This window comes from Romboutsia lituseburensis DSM 797 (assembly GCF_900103615.1).
GTDB classification, from domain to species: Bacteria; Bacillota; Clostridia; order Peptostreptococcales; family Peptostreptococcaceae; genus Romboutsia_F; species Romboutsia_F lituseburensis.
On the sequence record NZ_FNGW01000003.1, the window covers coordinates 411,112 to 431,002 of the forward strand.

Sequence of the window (19,891 nt, forward strand, 5' to 3'; positions counted from 1 at the left end):
TATGTTAAGGGGAAGCTTTGATAGAACTAAAAAACTAAGAAAAGAAAGTGTAGATACAAAACCATATATAAGTATAGAAAGAGCAAAGCTTATAACAGAAGCATATAAAAAATATGAAGGTAGTGTTGAAACTCCGATACTTAGGGCATTAGCGTTTAAGTATTACATGGAAAATAGAAGTCTTTGTATAAATGAAGGTGAGCTAATTGTAGGAGAAAAGGGTTGTTCTGCACAAGGCGCTCCAACTTATCCGGAGCTTTGCTGTCATACAATGGATGACTTAGAAATTATGGATAAGAGAGATAAGATATCTTTTAAAGTAAGTGAGGATGTACGACAAATACAAAAAGAGGAAATTATACCTTTTTGGAAAAATAGGCAATTAAGAAGTAAAATAATAAATTCAATGGATAAACAATGGATAGATTGTTATGAAAATGGAATTTTCACTGAATTTATGGAACAAAGGGCTCCAGGTCATACTGTATGTGGTGATATTATATATAAAAAAGGATTTTTAGATTTAAAAAAAGAGATAAAAGATGAAATAGATAATCTTGATTTTATAAATGACTTAAATGCTTATGATAAAAAAACTCAACTAGAAGCTATGGATATAGCTTGTGATGCAATTATTATTTATGCTCAAAGATATGCTAAATACGCTAGAGAATTGGCACAAAATGAATCTGATGAAAATAGAAAAAAAGAACTTTTACTAATAGCAGACAATTGTGAAGTCGTTCCAATGAATAAACCGAATACATATCATCAGGCTCTTCAGATGTATTGGTTTGTTCATATAGGTGTTACAACTGAACTTAATATTTGGGATGCTTTTAGCCCTGGTAGGTTAGATCAGCATTTATATCCTTTTTATAAAGATGATTTAGAAAATGGTATAATCGACTATAACAAAGCAAAAGAATTATTAGAATGTTTATGGGTTAAATTTAATAATCAGCCTGCTCCTCCAAAGGTTGGTATAACATTAAAAGAAAGTGGAACATATACCGATTTTGCAAACATAAACACAGGTGGAATAACTAGTGATGGTAAAAATGGTGTAAATGATGTAAGTTATATTATATTAGATGTTATGGATGAAATGAGACTTTTGCAGCCAAGTTCTAATGTTCAAATAAGTAAAAAAACACCACAGAAATTTTTACAAAGGGCTTGTGAGATTTCTAGACAAGGATGGGGACAACCGGCATTTTATAATACAGAAGCTATTTTACAAGAGCTTTTAGATGCAGGTAAGACCTTAGAAGATGCTAGGCATGGAGGAACAAGTGGATGTGTTGAAACAGGATGCTTTGGAAAAGAGGCTTATGTTTTAACTGGTTATTTAAATTTACCTAAAATTCTCGAAATTACTTTAAATAATGGATTTGACCCTATATCTAAAAAACAAATTGGATTAAAAACAGGAGATGCTAAAGAGTTTAGTACATATGAAGATTTATTTGATGCATTTAAAAACCAACTTAAACACTTTGTAGATATTAAGATAAAGGGAAATAATGTAATAGAATCTATTTATGCAAAACACATGCCATCTCCTCTTATGAGTGTTATTGTAGATGACTGTATAAAAACGGCAAAAGACTATAATGCAGGAGGGGCTCGATATAACACTAAGTATATTCAAGGTGTAGGAATAGGAACTATAACAGATAGTTTAGCTTCAATAAAATATAATATATTTGATAATAAGAAGTTTACAATGGAAGAATTGTTAAATGCTATTGAGAATAACTTTGAAGGATATGAAAGAATTCACAACTTAGTTAAAAATAAAACACCTAAGTATGGCAATGATGATGATTATGTTGATGATTTAATGGTAAATGTATTTAATTCATTTTATCAAGAAGTAACAGGGAGAAGATCACCTATAGGTGGCACTTATAGAATAAATATGTTACCTACTACTTGCCACGTTTACTTTGGAGAAGTTATGGGAGCAAGCTCAAATGGAAGATTAAAAGGTAAGCCATTGTCAGAGGGTATTTCTCCTGAAAAAGGAGCCGACATAAATGGACCTACTTCTGTAATTAAGTCTTGTTCTAAAATGGATCACTTAAAAACTGGAGGAACTTTATTAAATCAACGTTTTGCACCTTCTGTAGTAAAGGATAAAGAAGGTATAGAAAATATGTCTAACTTAATAAGAGCATATTTTAATATGGATGGACATCATATTCAATTTAATGTGTTTGATAAAAATATATTACTTAAAGCTCAAAAAAATCCTGAAGAATACAATGATTTAATAGTAAGAGTTGCAGGATATAGTGATCACTTTAACAACTTAAGTAGAGCTTTGCAAGATGAAATAATAGGAAGAACTGAGCAAACATTTTAATAAATAAATTTGAAATCAAAGGAGAAATGTAAATGAATAAAACAATAGGATTTATAGGATCAGGTAATATGGCTAAAGCTATGATAGGTGGAATAGTTAAGTCTAAATTAGTACCTTCAAATAAAATAAATGTTTCTGATTTAAATCAAGACACATTAAATAAGGTTAATGCTGAATTTAATGTAAATACATCTACAGATTCAAGGGATGTAGTTGAAAAATCAGACATTGTTATTGTAGCAGTAAAACCTAATGTATATGATTTAGTTCTAGAATCTGTAAAAGATTTAATAGACAATAATAAGATAATAGTTACTATAGCAGCTGGAAAGACAATAGCATCAATTGAAAACATTATAGGAAACGATAAAAAAATAGTAAGAACTATGCCAAACACACCAGCGCTTGTTAACGAGGGAATGAGTGCTCTTTGTAAAAATAAAAATATATCTAATGATGAATTAGATACTGTAAAAAGTATATTTGATTCATTTGGTAAAAGCGAGGTTGTTTCTGAAAATATGATAGATGCTGTAATAGGTGTTAGTGGTTCTGCTCCAGCATATGTTTTTATGTTTATAGAAGCTATGGCAGATGCTGCAGTTAGTGCGGGTATGTCTAGACCTCAAGCTTATAAATTTGCATCACAAGCTGTAATGGGCTCAGCAAAGATGGTCTTAGAAAGCGGTAAACATCCAGGTGAACTTAAAGATATGGTTTGTTCTCCTGGAGGAACTACTATAGAAGCAGTTAAAACATTAGAAGAAAAAGGCCTAAGAAATGCTGTTATAAAAGCTATGGAAAACTGTATAAAAAAATCTCAAGAAATGAATAAATAGCAATTTGTTTAACTTTTATTTAAAGTTTGTATTTATTATGAATACAAATATATATAAATATTTATACTAAACAATATAAAATTTATATTTAGAGGTGACAAAATGAATACAACAATAATAGTATCTAATCCATCTAAAGACTCGTTTAGTAAAAAAATATTAGAATCAGTTAAAAATGGATTAGATAGAAAAAATAAAAGTTATAATATTATAGATTTATACGAAGACAACTTTAATCCTATTATGACACAAAAACAATTAGAGCTTTATTCAAGTGGACAAACTGACGATGATTTAGTTAAAGAGTATCAGTCTAATTTAAAGGAAAGTGATGAAATAATATTAATATTTCCTATTTGGTACAATAATGTACCTGCTATGTTAAAAGGATTTTTTGACAAAGTCTTTGTAAAAGAATTTGCATTTACGGAAGAATACAAAAGACCTAAGGGACTTTTAACAAACATAAAATCTGGTATATTAATAACAACATCAGAATCAGACACTGAATATATAAAAAATGAACTCAATGATCCTATAACAAATACTATAATAAATGGAACTTTAAAGGTTGTAGGAATGAATAACATTAAATGGATAAATAACAACTTAGCATCAAGTAATGATAATAAAAAACAACAATTTTTAGATGAAATAAATAAATATTTTTAATCATCTTTATATGAAGTTGAGTTTATGAGTAATTTAATCATTTTAAAAATTTAAACTAGAATTAATACTAAGAGAGAGTAACTTAAAATTATTACTCTCTTTTATTTTTATATTCATATATATTTTAATATTTAATTTTAATCAAACAGAATTCTTTATAAAATCGACAATATAATGTATAATAAATTAGTTATAATAAATTTTTTAATAATTTAAGCAAGTTTTATAACCATGTATTTGGGTAAAATATAAGTATATAAAACGATTTGTGACATTAAATATTATGATTTAATTTAATATATAAGCAAAGGAGAAACATATGAAAAAAGTAGAACTACTAGCACCAGCAGGTGATTTAGAAAGATTAAAAATAGCATTTACTTATGGTGCAGATGCGGTATACCTAGGTGGCGAAATATTTGGTATGAGATCTGCAGCTAAAAATTTTACAATAGAAGATATGAAAGAAGGTTTAGAATTCGCTCATGAAAGAGGTAAACAAGTATTTGTAACTATAAATATAATACCTAGAAATGAAGAGCTAGACCAATTAAAAGCATACTTATTAGAGTTAGATCAAATAGGTGTAGATGCAGTTATAGTAAGTGATCCAGGTGTATTTAGTGTAGTAAAAGAAACTATTCCTAATATGGAAATACATATAAGTACTCAAGCTAGTACGACAAATTCATTAGCTTCAAACTTCTGGTATAATCAAGGCGCTAAAAGAGTTGTCATGGCAAGAGAATTATCATTTGAAGAGATAAAAAGAATAAGAGACAATGCCGCTGAGGATATGGATATAGAGGCCTTTGTTCATGGAGCTATGTGTATGTCTTATTCTGGTAAGTGTGTTATAAGTAACTATACAACAGGTAGAGATGCAAATAGAGGTGCTTGTGCTCAACCATGTAGATGGAAATATACTTTATTTGATGAAGTAAGTTTAGGAGAATATGAACCAGTAGTAGAAGGAATCGATTCTTCGTTCTTCTTTAACTCTAAAGATTTATGTATGATAGAATACATACCTCAAATAATACAAAGCGGAATAACAAGTTTAAAAATAGAAGGTAGAATGAAAACAGCTTATTATGTAGCTACAACAGTTAGAGCATATAGAATGGCTTTAGATGAATATTATAAAGATCCTCAAAATTGGAAGTTTAATCCTATGTGGTTAGATGAACTAAAAAAAGGTAGTCACAGAGATTATTCAACAGGGTTTTATTTCAATAGACCAGATGATACTGCTCATAACTATGAGTCAGCTTCTTATATAAGAAATTATGACTTCATAGGTATTGTAAGAGGTCACGAAGAAGATTCTGATTTAGTTATAGTAGAACAAAGAAATAAGATGAATGTAGGAGATAAAATAGAAATTATTGGTCCATTTAAGGAAACTATGCAAGCTAACATATTAGAAATGTATGATGAAAAAAATGAACCTATAGAATCAGCTCCTCATGCAAGACAAATAGTAAAAATGAAGTTAGATATAGATGTTGAAAAAGATTATATGTTAAGAAAGCCTATATTAACTATTAGAGCTCTTTAATATATGTAATAAAAAATAAAGTAGGAATATCCTACTTTATTTTTTACGTTTAAGGATATTATGATACATCAAAAACAGTTGATAACCTATAGAGTATAGTAACATCAATATCTTTGTAAAAGGAAAAATTTACATTTTTTAGCAACGGACGAAGTCGTTGGCGACATGAGCGAAGCGACTTTTTTATTTACATATATTTACATAATTGATATAATTTCTTGGGGGTGATAACAATTAAAAAACATATGTCTATATTAAAAAGTAGTTATATTTACTTTATAATAGGATTAATTTCTATTATTTATTATTCTTATATAAATATTGCATTTGGAGGATTAGCATTTGATGAATTTTTCTTATTCCTTGGAATTTGTTTTATTTTATATGGAGTTATAAAAAATAAGATAAAGAAAAACTATCTTGAAAATATAATAATAAAGTTAACAATAATAACTATTGTAGCAATTTTTATAATAGGAGAAGCTTTGATGATTTTATATCCTAAAAGTGACATAACTAATCAGTGTGATTATTTAATTATACTAGGGGCTGCGGTTAAAAAAAATGGGCCAAGCCTTACCTTAAGAGCGAGATTAAATTCAGCAATAGAGTATTTAGATAAAACTAAAGATGATTGCTTTATAGTTGTATCTGGTGGTAAAGGCTCAGATGAAAAAACATCTGAAGCTCAAGCTATGAAAGAATATCTTGTAGATAAAAATATAAATCCATCTAAAATACTATTAGAGGATAAGTCAACTAATACCTTTGAGAACTTTAAATATTCTAGAGAGAAAATTGAAAAACATAGCTCATCTTCTATAAAAGATCTTAAAATAAAGGTAGTTACAACAGATTTTCATAGCTTAAGAAGCTCTGTATTAGCTAAAAGAAATGAATATACCAATGTTACGTTTTATTCTAGTAAATCCAAGTTAGCCTTTATTCCTGTATATTATACACGTGAATTTTTTGCTCTTTTAAAAACTATATTAATTTATTAGATACATCAACTAAAGCCATAAATTAACTTGTATAAGTTTAATTTATGGCTTTTTTTAAGTTTGATTATCTTTTGATATTACAATGCGAATATTTTTTTTATTTAGATACTATTTATATAAGGTATATATTAATATTCTTAATACGGGAGAGATTTTATGAAAAAAGTAAAAATAGCTGTAGTAGGTGCTGGGTCTAGAGGAATGTATGCTTATGCACCTTATTTATTGGATAACCCAGAACTAGGAGAAATTGTTGCAATAGCAGAACCTATTGATGAAAAAAGAGATCTTTTTAAAAATAAATATAATCTTGATTCAAAAAATATATTTAACTCTTGGCAAGACTTACTGGCAAATGATAAGATTGCTGATGCTATAATAATAGCTAACAATGATGACTCTCATTTTGAACCTGCTAAATTAGCCTTAGAAAAAGGATACCATGTATTGTTAGAGAAACCTATGTCTAATGATTTAAATAAAGTTATAAGCTTAGGTGAACTGGCAAAACAATATAATAATCAGGTGTTCATGGTATGCCATGTACTAAGATACACACCATTTTTTAATGAGTTAAAAAAAATTGTTGAAAGCAAAGAGCTAGGGGAGCTAATAAGCATACAACACAATGAAAATATAGGATACTGGCATTTTGCTCATAGTTATGTTAGAGGTAATTGGCGAAATAGCATTGAAACTAGCCCTTTAATTCTAGCCAAGAGCTGCCATGATTTAGATATACTTTTATGGTTAGTTGATAGTCCTGGTGAATATATATCTTCATTTGGAAATTTAAGTCATTTGACAAGTGCTTCATTTAAAACAAGTATGAAAGATCACTGTGTAAAATGTGATCTACAAGAGACATGTCCTTACTCTGCAGTCAAAATTTATCTAGAAGAAGATAAAATAGTTAGATCGTTAAATGCAGTTCACCCCCATCCTACAAAGTATAATTTAAAAAAAGCACTACAAAATGGTCCATATGGAAGATGTGTATACAAATGTGATAATAATGTTGTAGATCATATGGTAAATATAATCGAATTTAAAAACAAAGTTACTGCAACTTTTAATTTATCTGCTTTTACACAAGAATGTAGTAGAACTATAAAACTAATGTTTAGCCATGGAGAAGTTGGAGGTAATTTTACACAAAATATAATAGATATTCATAAGTTTGGTACCAATACTCATACTATAATTAATCCAAAGTTAAATCAAAGTGGGCATGGCGGAGGTGATTATTCACTTATTAAAGATTTTATAAGTTCTATAAGTTCTAATGATGGAGAGTTAAAAACAACTGCTATAAAATCAGTACAAAGTCATGTTATGGCTTTTGCAGCAGAATATTCTAGAATAAGTCACAAGGTAATTAATTTATCTGATTTTTATAATGATATAAAAGAAAATATAAATAAACTTTAAGATATAAAAAATCCGCTTCGCTTAAGCCACTGTGTGGGCGCTACACTTCATGTCGCCAACGACTTCGTCCGTTACTTAAAAATGTGATGTAAAAAGCATAATAGCTTTATTACATCATTTTTTTATTGTCATTTTAAAGTAAAGATTATGTTAAAAGGAGATTTAGTGGAATAACTCTAAGGACAGGCTCATATAATTTCTTAAAGTATATAAAAGAACCAAGGGGATGAATTATATGAGATACTACAACAAATCTATATCAGAAACATTAAATTATCTAAAAGTAAACTCAAAACATGGTTTAGATGATGTAGATATAGAAGAGAGAAAAAAAAGATATGGTAAAAATGAGTTTACAGTAAGAGATGGACCTACATTTTGGGACGAGTTAAGTGAAAGCTTAATGGAACCTATGATACTTATATTATTAGGAGCTGCAGTTCTTAGTTCATTTGTTGGGGAAATACATGATTCAATCGGAATAATTATAGCTATTTTATTAGGTATTTCGATAGGAATAGTGACAGAGGGCAAATCTAAAAAAGCTGCTCAAGCCTTATCTAAAATGACAGAAAATATAGAGGTTAAAGCTATTAGAAACGGGAAAATAATTCAAATATCTAAAAATGACTTAGTTCCTGGAGATATAGTACATATAGAAACTGGTGATATGATACCAGCGGATGGCAGACTATTAGAATCTCATGACTTAAAGCTAAGAGAAGATATGTTAACAGGAGAATCTGCGGATGTATTAAAAGATGCAAATGCTATTGTAGATATGGATGTTATTTATGGAAAAACAGAAATAATGGAACAGGATACAATACCTGCTAAGCAAATAAATATGGTATTTGGAGGAACTTTAGTGGCTTACGGTAGAGGTGTCATGGTTGTTACCTCTATAGGCGATAATACTGAAATGGGTAAGATAGCTCAAAATCTAGGTGAAGATAATGTACAAACACCTCTTCAAATAAAATTAGGAAAATTAGGCACAAAAATAGCATCTATATCTGGTTTAGTAGCTACACTGCTTTGTCTTTACATGATAATGGAAATGCAGTTAAAAGGTCAAATACAAATAAATACTTCAGGTTTTATACCTTTTTTACAATCATTAGAACCAACTAAAGATATTTATATGGTATGTATTGCTTTAATAGTTGCAACAGTTCCAGAGGGACTACCAACTATGATAAATGTTACTTTGGCTATCACAATGCAAAAAATGGCTAAAATAAATGCTCTTGTAACTAAAAAGGAAGCTTGTGAGACTATAGGTGCTGTTTCAGTAATTTGTTCTGATAAAACCGGTACATTAACACAAAATAAAATGAAAGTTGAAATTGCATATATAGATGGTAATTATGTAGATAGCTCAAGTTATAAAAGTAATAGTTACTTTGAAGAAAACTGTATAATAAATTCGACTGCAGATATAGAAAAAGAAGATAATTCATTTAAATATATAGGAAGTGCAACAGAATGTGCATTACTTTTATATCATAAAGAAAAAGACTATCAAAATATGAGACAAAGTACAATGATAGCTTCTCAAATACCTTTTAGCTCAGAAAAAAAACGTATGACTTCTACTATAGTAAAGGATAATCAAGGTGTTATTCTTTGTAAAGGTGCACCAGAAGTTCTTCTAAAAGAATGCATGTATATGCAAAAAGGTTCAAAAGTAGTACCTATGACAAATAGCCTTAGAGAGAATATGATAGCGGAGATAAAAAAACTACAAACAAAATCAATGAGAACATTAGGATTTGCATATAAAGAAGTAAGTAGAGCTTATATAGAAGCGGCTTTTACATCTGACATTAGTTTAGATAGAGGAGAATCTTTAGTTTTCGGAGGTTTCGTAGGAATAATAGATCCACTTAGAGATGGAGTAAAAGAGTCTATTAATATTGCAAAAAATGCTGGTGTTTCTGTAAAAATGTTAACAGGAGATAATATAAATACTGCAAAAGCAATAGGAGAGGAAATTGGATTATTAAAAAATGGTAAGAAAGCTGTAGAAGCTACATATATAGATGCTTTAACCGATGAAGATTTAATGAATGAGATAAATGATATTTCAATAGTAGCACGTTCAAAACCTGATACTAAAATGAGAATAGTTCAAGCTCTTCAAAAAAATGGAGAAGTTGTTGCTGTTACTGGTGATGGTATAAATGATGCTCCAGCCCTTAATAAAGCTGATGTAGGTATTGCTATGGGGATATCAGGAACTGAAGTTTCTAAAAATGCAGCAGATATAATATTAACTGATGATAGCTTTAGTACAATAGTTGATGGTATAAAATGGGGTAGAGGTATATATGAAAACTTTCAAAGATTTATACAATTTCAGCTTACAGTAAATATCGTTGCATTTGCAATAGCTGTTATTTCTCAGCTTATGGGAAAAGAAATGCCATTTACAACTATTCAGCTATTATGGGTAAATATAATAATGGATGGACCCCCAGCTTTAGCATTAGGCTTAGAACCTGTGAGAGACTACGTTTTAAATAGGAAACCTATAAATAGAAAGTCTGGTATAATTGCAAGAAGCATGGCAGTAAATATATTTATAAATGCATTTTTAATAATAGCAATTGTGTATGGACAGTATCTATTTAATATATTAAAAGCTACGCCAACAGAACAACCAACTGTTGTATTCTCATTATTTGCATTTTGTGCACTATTTAACGCTTTAAACTGTAGAGAATTTGGATTAAATAGTACTATACCAAATTTCTTTAAAAATAAACTAGCACTACAAGTTATACTTATAACATCTATAGCACAGATATTATTTACACAAGTATTTAAAGGTTTCTTTAATTCTGTTTCGCTAAGTCATATAATGTGGTTCAAGATAGTAATTTTAGCATCAACAGTACTTTTACTAAATGAAATTGTAAAATTTGTACTTAGAGCCACAAAAGAACAGTATAAAAAACTTAAAAACTAATAAGATAACAAAAATACCTACACTTTGATTTATATATTAGTGTAGGTATTTTATTTGACATAAAAAAATTATACAAGAATTATTTATCTATTACGACAAAAATAAAATACTTTAATAAATATAATCTTACAATAAACACTTAAAACTTATATAAAAACTAGTCGAAAAAAATTTTTAAATGCAAAAAAATATAAAAACTAGATAAAATGCAATATAAATTTACATAAAGGATATTTTAGTAACATATTGAACTATATATAACTATCTAAGGGGTGATTTTATATAAAAGCAAGGAGACAAATAATATGAATTTGAGTAAAAAAGTTATTAGCTTAATATGTTTGACTTCTTTAATGCTAGGATTTAATTCTTCATCTAAAAGTAGTTCATCATATAATGATTCAAATTTATGCTCAATAGACTTTGATTATTATAGCAAAAATACTGTAATTGAACAGACTATTGTTAAAAGCAGTACTAGTATAAATGTTGATAATTCTCAAAGAGAACAAATTTTATTAAAAGAAAAAATAAGAAAACAAAGCGTAGATTATAGTAGAGATGATATGACATTAGTAAGTGGTATTACTGAGAAAGAACTAAATAATGTTTTTATGAATTATACAGGTGCATCTACTATGGCTCATTTGTCAAGAGCAATTGTTGATGCTGAGAGAAAATATGGTGTAAATGCTTTTACAATGGCAGCAATTGTAGCTTTAGAAAGTGGATTTGCTACATCAAGAAGAGCAGTAGAGGATAATAATTTAACTGGATATGAAGTTTATAGTGATGATTCAGAAGGACATTTATTTTCAAGTCAATATGAATCTGTAGTACAAACTGCCAGGCATTTATCAAAAAACTATTTATCAAAAAGCGGACCATATTATCTAGGTGTTGCTGTTGATGATGTACAGATAAATTATTGCCCAGATGAAGGAAAAGGTAAAAATTGGGATGGTAAAGTAGATAAATTAGCTTCTGGATTTTTAAAAACATATAAAAACTTGTATCTTAAATAAGTAATTTAACATTTATCTTTAATAAGCATAGTATATATCATTAATTGTTTTATAACTTTTTAAGGAGGGTGAAATATGAGTATCAATCATATTAATAATCAAGATATAAATAAACCTTCAGAAAAAAGTATCAAGATAACACCTATTGAAGTAGAAGCTATAAAACTTATTGATATAGAGAATTTAAAAAACAAAAGATGTGCTAAGAGGCTTAAAATGTCAGATGATGAATTTAGTGATCTAGTATTAAGTGCTAGAAAAAAAATTGCAACATCAATTATAGAAAATATACCAATCACAATAGAAGAAAATATACCTGAAAAAAAGATAACTACTATTTGTAAATTTAGATGTGCTGTATGCGGAGAAACCTACATGGTGAATTATTTAAATAATAAAATCGCTTGTCCGCTTTGTAATTCTAGTAAAGTAATGACAAATAAAGAAGCTGGATTTTGTAAATAAAAATACACAACATGAACTTTTTTAAAAATTTTTCCATGTTGTGTAATAGTTATTAACGCTTCTTTAAGTTTTTATAAAATTTACTTTTAGTATTATTATTAACAGATTTTTTAGCTATTTTTTTATCATTATTTGATTTATAATTTTTATTTTCTGTAGTGTCTTCATCTTCTACATTTTTAATTTTATCACTTAAAACATCTAGTACAAATTTTTGTATTACTTTTACTGTACCAGATTTGTTTATATATCCAGATGAATTTTTAGTTGCTAAAGCTAATTCATAAAAATCTACACCTTTTATTTCATCTTTAAAGTTTATATGGAAAGTATATTTAGAGTCTTTACTAACCAATATTAATGTTTCTTGATCTAATGAGATACTTTTAAATAAATTTGGATTTGTAAATTGTAATAAGTCCATGTAATCACCTATATCTTTCTATCATTTTCAATTATTAATATTACCATAAAATGAAAATTTACTCAAAATAATTTTAATAGAATTTAAGTAATTTGTTAAATGTTGTTAACAGAAACTTGCAACTTATCAACAGTAATAAAACGTTTATTAACAATTTTCATAGAATAATTCACATTTTGTTAAATAACATGCTATAATGTATATAGCTAGATAGAATTAGGGGAAAGTTTTTAGGGGGAGTGCTACTAATGATAGATATTTTAAATACAATAACTGATTATGTATTAGTTGTTGATGAAAATGGGTGTATAATGTTTGCCAATACATCCTTATTAAACAAGCTAAAATATACACTTGATGAACTTAGAGACCTAAATTCAATTTTAGTGGATAAAGATTTTAATTTTATTATAGAGCAATTGAATGAAAATAAATCTGTACATAATATAGATTTATACTTTTACAATAGTGCAAAAGATAAAGTTTTATTTAATGGAAATATAAAAAAATCTACTTTTGAAAATAAAGATGCTTTTGTTATAATTTGTAATTGTAATAGTACAGATAAAGAAGAGATGAGAAATGAATTTTTTGGAAACATATCTCATGAATTCAAGACACCATTAAATTTAATTTTAGGGACAATTCAGCTAATAGAAAAAAACGTTGCTAAAGGGAATATAAATTCAGTGAATGGTACAGATTTAAACAGACATACAAAGTGTATAAAGCAAAACTCATATAGATTATTAAGACTAGCAAACAATATTATAGATATGACTAGAATAGAAACTGGGTACTATCAATTACAATTAGGAAATCATAATATAATAAATATAATAGAAGAGATTACTCTTTCTGTATCTAGTTATATGGAAACAAAAGGAATAAATTTAGTATTTGATACAGACTGTGAAGAACTAACAGTTGCTTGTGATCCAGATAAAATAGAAAGAATAGTACTTAATTTACTATCAAACTCAATTAAGTATACAGATAATGGTGGAGAAATTAATGTTTTAATAAACACATTCCCATCAAAAGTTCGTGTGTCTATAAGAGATAACGGAAGCGGAATAAGTCAAGAAAAATTACCTCATATTTTTGAAAGATATGTGCAAGATGACCGTAAATATAGAGTTAAATCTGAAGGTAGTGGGATAGGTTTATCACTAGTAAAATCTTTAGTTAATATGCATGATGGAGATATTTACGTAAATAGTGAACTTGGAAAAGGTTCTGAATTTATATTTGAAATTCCAATAAGGGTAATACAGGAAAATAGCATTGAGAAATTTGATATGGATAATGAACATTTAAGAATTGAAAAATGTAATGTTGAGTTTTCAGATGTATACTCAATGTAAAATAAAGCTCTGAATTGTTAAAAATCAGAGCTTCTAATATTTTTTGTATAACTTTAAAATATTAAACTATTACAAATCCACCATTAGGGCTTATTACTTGTCCAGTTATAAAGCTTGCATTATCACTAGCTAAAAAAAGTGCACAATTAGCAATATCTTCTGGTGTTCCTAATCTCATTAAAGGAGTTTCTTCTTTTAAGCCCTCTAGAACTTCTTCACTAACATTTTTTAACATATCAGTTTGAATTGCTCCTGGAGCAATACAGTTAACTTGAATATTAGATGGACCTAATTCCTTGGCTAGAGCTTTAGACATTCCTATTATAGCAGCTTTAGAAGTAGAGTAATGAACTTCTAAAGATCCTCCAACCATTCCCCATATAGAAGAGATATTAATTATCTTTCCAGCATGTTCGCTAATCATATATTTAAGAGAAGCTTGTGTTGTATAAAACACACTATTTAAATTAGTGTTTATCATCTCATTCCATTCTTCATGTGTTATATCTGTAAATAATCTAGCTGTAGCTATTCCAGCATTATTTATAAGAACATCTATTTTTCCGAATGTACCTATGCAATGTTTTACCATTAAATTTACTTCAAAAGGATTAGATACATCAGCCTTATAAATATCTGCACTATATCCATTATCTTTTAATTCTTTAAGAAGAGAATATGCCTCTTTTTCTGATTTATTATAGTTTATTAAAACATTATAATTATTTTGTGCAAATAATCTAGCAGTGGCTCTACCAATCCCCCTAGAAGCACCTGTTATTAGTACTGTTTTATTACTCATATATGTTAAATTCCTTTCATATGTATTAATCGAATACAATCATTATATTGCAAATCCACATATTTTTAAAGAGTCAAAAAAATAAAAAACAAAAACCCTTATTAATAGAGCTTTTGTTTTTTCTAATATTTTTTATGCACAAATTATTATATTACTTTCAATATTTAAATCTTTAGTAATATCTTCTACTAATTCAAACACTGTATTTTCAATGAAGTATATATCTTTATTTGATATTTCATATGTAAAATTATGATTTAATATAGAAATCCCATTTATAACTAGTTCAAAAGAATCACTATTTTTTATAAGTTCAATGTTTAAATTTTTATACTTATTATTTTTTAAGTAATCAGTTAGATACTTGAATATTAAATCAAGTTCTACTTGTTTTTTTGCTTCCTTTAAATTGTATTTACACTTTGTGCAATATTCATATGCAAAATTAGTAGAAGAAGTAATTAAATCAAAATTTGTGCTATTACACTTAGGGCATACGAATTTTTCTCTTTCTGAAATACCTTTCATTACACTAGATCCCCCAAAATTATATTTACGTTATACAAAATTTCCCCTTTGTATATTGCAAGATTATTATAACACTTCAAAGTCTTGTTTTTTACATGTAAATTATAGTAAAATGTGAGATACTATTATTATAATTAATTCACTATATGATTAATTATAAATTTGAAAGGAGAATTAGTAATATGGCAATATTTCTTATGGGTCTTTTTACTATTATATTTTTATTACTTACATTTATAATAGTATTTTTATTAAATTATAAAGAAGGAAAATTTGTAAAGAGAAACTCAATGTTTATAATTATAGATTTTGTTGTATTAATAGGTTTATTTATAAATATAACAGCGCTCCCTTCTAATTACATAAAAGAAAGATTTATTTGTCTAACCTTGATAGTTCTAGCTTTATTAAGTCTATTCTTATATAAAAATAAGTTTAATATAAGTAGAATATTGCTATCCTTTATAGCTCTTATATCTATGCTTATGTATGTTTAAGTTTTAAAAATATGTTATAATTACCGTATAAATATTTTAAGATGAATGGGTGAATGTATGACTACTAAAGATATTGTGTTGGTGGGTTTACTAGCTGCACTGCTTAAAGCATCACAAGCAATTCTAAGCTTCTTACCTAATATAGAAATTGTTAGTCTTTTAATACTAGTATTTGCTATAAAATTAGGAGCTAAAAAGACTCTCTATATAACTACTGTATTTTCTGTATTAAATATGCTGATCTGGGGAATTAATCCAGCATCTATTGGATATTTTGGAGTCTGGGGAGCTTTTGCTATAGCATGTAGCTTGCTAAAAGGATTTATTACAAATGAATTTAGAGCGGCTTTAATTTTAGGCTTATTTGGTATATGTTTTGGATTTTTATTTGTTATTGTTTATTTACCAATTGATAAAACATATGCTATAACATATTGGCTAAATGGAATTTCATTTGATATAATACATGCTATATCTAATTTCATTATAGGTTTATGGGTATTTAAACCTGCTATAAATGGATTCGATAGAGCATATAAAGCTATTTATATGAATAGTAATTCTAAAAGAAATTATATATGATAATAAAAAAAGAAGTGTTTAAATAAGCACTTCTTTTTTTATTTAATTATTTTATTAAAGACTGAACTTCTTTATCAGTCAACTTTCTCCATTTTCCAGGAGCTATTCCTTTAACTGTTAAATTCATTATTCTTATTCTTTGAAGTTTTGTAACATTATATCCAAATACTTCACACATTCTACGAATTTGTCTATTTAGACCTTGAGATAATATTATTTTAAATGTCTTATTATTTACCTTAGTTACTTTACATTTATTAGTTATAACATATTTATTATTTACAGGATTAAAAATACGTACACCATTTTGCATATCAGATATAAACTTATCAGTTATATTTTTATCAACAGTAACTACATATTCTTTTTCATGATTATTCTCTGATCTTAGTATTTTGTTAACTATAGTTCCATCACTAGTTAATATTATTAATCCTTCTGATGGTTTATCTAATCTACCAACTGGAAATATACGTTCTGGGTAGTTTATATAATCAATTATATTATCTTTTATATGTCTTTCAGTTGTACAAGTAATTCCAACAGGCTTATTTAATGCTATGTAGACATGTTGTTTTTTAGGTGTTATTTTTCTTCCATTTACTTTTACAACATCATTCGGTTCAACAGCTTGTCCAATTTGAGCGATTTTACCATTTATTAAAACTTTTCTTTGCTGAATTAACTTATCAGCCTCTCTTCTAGAGCACATTCCTGTAGAGCTAATATAGTTATTTAATCTCATGTTTATCTCCTTACTTATTTTACTCTTAATATATTTTAAACAATACATTTAAGTATATTATAGTTATATATCTTAATCAAGGTTTTATATAGTATAATAAATCATTCTATAATATAAAAAAGTATTAAAAGTAGCTTATTAAAACTATTTTTAATACTTTTTTATTAATTATTATGTGGTTAGGATATATAGTACTTATTTACAATAGCAGAATGATTTTTCATTTTTAGTTTTAACTTCAAATCTACTATAAGTATTGCCATGATGCTAGATATTATGGATAAACATGCGGAAAACAATATAGACATTTTAGCAATATTAACTAAAGTTAAATTATGTATAAATGCAATTTCTGATACGAATATAGACATTGTAAATCCTATACCTGCAATTAGGGATACTAAAAATACAGCCGTCCAACTTATATTTGATGGTTTTTCAGTTATCTTTAAAGAGCATCCTATAAAGCTAAAGAGCATAATCCCTAGAGGTTTTCCTATACACAGACCTAGTACTATACCATATACTAATGAATTTGCAGATGATATATCGATATTATACATAAAGGAAATCCCTGTGTTTGCAAAAGCAAATAGCGGAATAATAATCAAACTATTTATAGGAACTAAAATTCGTTGTAACTTCTCAAGGGTACTTGTACCTGAGCTACTATCAGATGGTATTGCAATAGCAAGTAAAACGCCACTTATGGTACAATGAACACCGCTTAAATACACAAAGTACCACATGCATAAACCAGCTATTAAATAATAAAAAATACTTTTAATATTTAATACTTTATTAGAAATTATAAGAGTAATTAGTATGATAAAAGCAATTATTAAAAATTTTAAATTTATGTCTATAGAGTAAACAATACCAATAGCAAGTATAGACATTAAATCGTCAACGACAGCAAGTGATAATAAAAATATTTTTAATGAAGGATTTAGTTTTTTTGAAAATATAAGAAAAACACCAACAGCAAATGCTATATCTGTTGATATTGGAATACAAAATCCACTCATAAAAGGTGTATTTTTATTAAAAGCTATAAATATTATGGCAGGAACGATAACACCACCTAATGATGCTATAACAGGGAAAGAAGCTTTTTTAAACGAGGATAAGTTTCCATGAAGTATTTCATGTTTTATCTCAAGTCCTGCAACTAAGAAAAATATTGCCATTAAAAAATCATTTATAAACATATGTAATGAAAAGTTTTTAGTAATATAAATTTCTTCAAAAATATACTCATAAGTACTTTTTAAAGGACTATTGTACATGAATAAAGCACATACAGTAGCTAAAATTAAAAAAACGCTAGTTAGAACTTCTAACTTTACAGGTTTTTTATAGTTTCTTAAGAATCTCAATTTATCACCAACTAACTAAAATTTTTAAACAAGCATTTAGTTAAATTTATGAAATGATTTATATAAATATGATAACAAATTAAAAAATCAAAGCCCTTATATCCAATAAGGGCTTTGATTTTTATTTTAGCGACCACAGTTACAGTTACAACTGCAGTTACAGCTACATCCATTATTATTAGTATTGTTATTATTATTACAATTATTATTATTTAATTGGCTATAACAATCTTGAGCTTTTTGTAAAAACTGACAAGATTGGTTCATTAGCTCTTCTGCTTTAACAGCTGCATTATTAGCTTGTTGTTTTAATTGGTTGCATTCACACCAAGCTGCTCTGGCTTCTTCTTCTAATTGCTTAGCTCTACACTCTGCTTGAGCTGCTAGCGTAGTGAATTTTTCTATTTTCTTATTACAACAAAGAGCTTGGTCATAAAGTTCTCTTGATTTTTCAGCAAGATTTTCACATTTTTCAGAATCTATAGAAGGTTTTACACAGTTACAATTTACTTTTTTTTCTTTTTGACATCCACATTTATTATTACAGCCAAATTTACAATTTCTTCTCATTTAAAAATCACTCCTGAAATATTTTTATTTGAAGTCACCCTCCCTATATACTATGAATTAAACGACAAAATGTTATCAAAATAAGCAATTTTTTTCATTTAATTAATAAGTATTGTTAAATGTCTAAAATGTTATGAATATAAATCTATATGTGTACAATAATACATAAAGAGGTGGTAAATTATGTATTATAATGAAATACTTTTAAAAAAATTTGAAACATACTGGAATCCTAAACAGATATATATAGACAATGAAAAATATAATAGCAGCTGTGAAATAATAGATGACTTAGAATATGTAAAATTATATACAGGAATCTTTAATAATGAAAAAAATTTCAGAAATATTTTTGGTAATATAATTATAGGAAAATCATGTAAAAAAAATATAAAAGGATATAATAGTTTAAGAGAGTGCTATGGTCTTTTAGTTTCTAAAGAAGATATAGACGATCTTAAGTTATTTATAAATAAAGTAAGTCCAGTTCAATGGGAGATATTTGGTAGAACATTCAATTCTAGATATATTTATATATTTGACGAAGAAAAACAAAGCCATAAGAGTATTGAATGGAACGGATTGTCGAATTTTTAAAAAATATTTTATGAAATAATTCGTTGAAATGCTAAAAATATCGAGGTTTATATTTTTG

The 19,891-nt window shown here is 27.2% G+C and carries 19 protein-coding genes; 13 read left to right on the top strand and 6 right to left on the bottom strand.

Translation table 11 applies throughout. From position 1 onward, the window contains the following. Position 1 precedes the first annotated feature (1 nt). The 9 genes from hypD to BLP75_RS07830 all read left to right on the top strand — a co-directional run bounded on the left by hypD (position 2) and on the right by BLP75_RS07830 (position 12,342). Positions 2–2,371, top strand: coding sequence for a trans-4-hydroxy-L-proline dehydratase (gene hypD / locus BLP75_RS07790; RefSeq protein WP_092725087.1), 2,370 nt, complete (start codon positions 2–4; stop codon positions 2,369–2,371). A 32-nt stretch (positions 2,372–2,403) separates the two neighbouring features. After that, positions 2,404–3,210 (top strand): pyrroline-5-carboxylate reductase, encoded by an 807-nt coding sequence (proC, locus tag BLP75_RS07795; RefSeq protein WP_092725088.1) that lies wholly within the window; start codon positions 2,404–2,406, stop codon positions 3,208–3,210. Between the two features lie 102 nt (positions 3,211–3,312). Next, entirely contained in the window at positions 3,313–3,882 is a 570-nt protein-coding gene (locus BLP75_RS07800; protein WP_092725089.1) for an NAD(P)H-dependent oxidoreductase, read from the top strand. 319 nt (positions 3,883–4,201) lie between these two features. Then, the gene (locus tag BLP75_RS07805; protein WP_092725090.1) at positions 4,202–5,443 is read left to right on the top strand and encodes a peptidase U32 family protein; all 1,242 of its coding nucleotides are present in this window, start codon (positions 4,202–4,204) and stop codon (positions 5,441–5,443) included. A gap of 224 nt (positions 5,444–5,667) precedes the next feature. Next, the gene (locus tag BLP75_RS07810) at positions 5,668–6,447 is read left to right on the top strand and encodes a YdcF family protein (RefSeq protein WP_242872404.1); all 780 of its coding nucleotides are present in this window, start codon (positions 5,668–5,670) and stop codon (positions 6,445–6,447) included. A gap of 156 nt (positions 6,448–6,603) precedes the next feature. Beyond that, positions 6,604–7,878: a Gfo/Idh/MocA family protein gene (locus BLP75_RS07815; RefSeq protein ID WP_092725092.1), complete on the top strand. Its 1,275-nt coding sequence runs from the start codon at positions 6,604–6,606 to the stop codon at positions 7,876–7,878. 235 nt (positions 7,879–8,113) lie between these two features. Then, on the top strand, positions 8,114–10,852 hold the full coding sequence (locus tag BLP75_RS07820; protein WP_092725093.1) for a calcium-translocating P-type ATPase, PMCA-type: 2,739 nt from the start codon (positions 8,114–8,116) through the stop codon (positions 10,850–10,852). Between the two features lie 305 nt (positions 10,853–11,157). After that, on the top strand, positions 11,158–11,877 hold the full coding sequence (locus BLP75_RS07825; RefSeq protein ID WP_092725094.1) for a glucosaminidase domain-containing protein: 720 nt from the start codon (positions 11,158–11,160) through the stop codon (positions 11,875–11,877). A 75-nt stretch (positions 11,878–11,952) separates the two neighbouring features. Further along, the gene (locus BLP75_RS07830) at positions 11,953–12,342 is read left to right on the top strand and encodes a DUF134 domain-containing protein (RefSeq protein ID WP_092725095.1); all 390 of its coding nucleotides are present in this window, start codon (positions 11,953–11,955) and stop codon (positions 12,340–12,342) included. A 52-nt stretch (positions 12,343–12,394) separates the two neighbouring features. Here BLP75_RS07830 and BLP75_RS07835 read toward each other — a convergent pair whose 3' ends face one another. Next, positions 12,395–12,766 carry a hypothetical protein gene (locus BLP75_RS07835; RefSeq protein ID WP_092725096.1) on the bottom strand — a complete coding sequence of 124 codons (372 nt, stop codon included), beginning with the start codon at positions 12,764–12,766 and terminating at the stop codon, positions 12,395–12,397. Between the two features lie 248 nt (positions 12,767–13,014). Between BLP75_RS07835 and BLP75_RS07840 the strand changes: the two genes are divergently transcribed. Beyond that, positions 13,015–14,133, top strand: a complete 1,119-nt coding sequence (locus tag BLP75_RS07840) for a sensor histidine kinase (protein WP_092725097.1) — start codon at positions 13,015–13,017, stop codon at positions 14,131–14,133. Between the two features lie 61 nt (positions 14,134–14,194). On the opposite strand, the gene ymfI is transcribed toward BLP75_RS07840, so the two are convergent. Beyond that, on the bottom strand, positions 14,195–14,935 hold the full coding sequence (ymfI, locus tag BLP75_RS07845; protein WP_092725098.1) for an elongation factor P 5-aminopentanone reductase: 741 nt from the start codon (positions 14,933–14,935) through the stop codon (positions 14,195–14,197). Between the two features lie 132 nt (positions 14,936–15,067). Continuing rightward, on the bottom strand, positions 15,068–15,463 hold the full coding sequence (locus tag BLP75_RS07850) for a hypothetical protein (RefSeq protein WP_092725099.1): 396 nt from the start codon (positions 15,461–15,463) through the stop codon (positions 15,068–15,070). 182 nt (positions 15,464–15,645) lie between these two features. Here BLP75_RS07850 and BLP75_RS07855 point away from each other — a divergent pair, with 182 nt between their 5' ends. Next, positions 15,646–15,960: a hypothetical protein gene (locus BLP75_RS07855; RefSeq protein WP_092725100.1), complete on the top strand. Its 315-nt coding sequence runs from the start codon at positions 15,646–15,648 to the stop codon at positions 15,958–15,960. 57 nt (positions 15,961–16,017) lie between these two features. Continuing rightward, positions 16,018–16,542, top strand: coding sequence for a hypothetical protein (locus BLP75_RS07860; protein WP_092725101.1), 525 nt, complete (start codon positions 16,018–16,020; stop codon positions 16,540–16,542). Between the two features lie 46 nt (positions 16,543–16,588). Here the strand turns inward: BLP75_RS07860 and rluF are convergent, their stop codons facing one another. From rluF to BLP75_RS07875, 3 genes are all read right to left on the bottom strand, one after another. Further along, positions 16,589–17,287, bottom strand: coding sequence for a 23S rRNA pseudouridine(2604) synthase RluF (gene rluF / locus BLP75_RS07865; protein WP_092725102.1), 699 nt, complete (start codon positions 17,285–17,287; stop codon positions 16,589–16,591). Between the two features lie 179 nt (positions 17,288–17,466). Then, positions 17,467–18,666, bottom strand: a complete 1,200-nt coding sequence (gene nhaA / locus BLP75_RS07870) for a Na+/H+ antiporter NhaA (RefSeq protein WP_092725103.1) — start codon at positions 18,664–18,666, stop codon at positions 17,467–17,469. Between the two features lie 126 nt (positions 18,667–18,792). Next, the gene (locus BLP75_RS07875) at positions 18,793–19,236 is read right to left on the bottom strand and encodes a hypothetical protein (protein ID WP_092725104.1); all 444 of its coding nucleotides are present in this window, start codon (positions 19,234–19,236) and stop codon (positions 18,793–18,795) included. Positions 19,237–19,419: 183 nt separating this feature from the next. Here BLP75_RS07875 and BLP75_RS07880 point away from each other — a divergent pair, with 183 nt between their 5' ends. After that, positions 19,420–19,833, top strand: coding sequence for a hypothetical protein (locus BLP75_RS07880; RefSeq protein ID WP_092725105.1), 414 nt, complete (start codon positions 19,420–19,422; stop codon positions 19,831–19,833). Positions 19,834–19,891 lie beyond the last annotated feature (58 nt).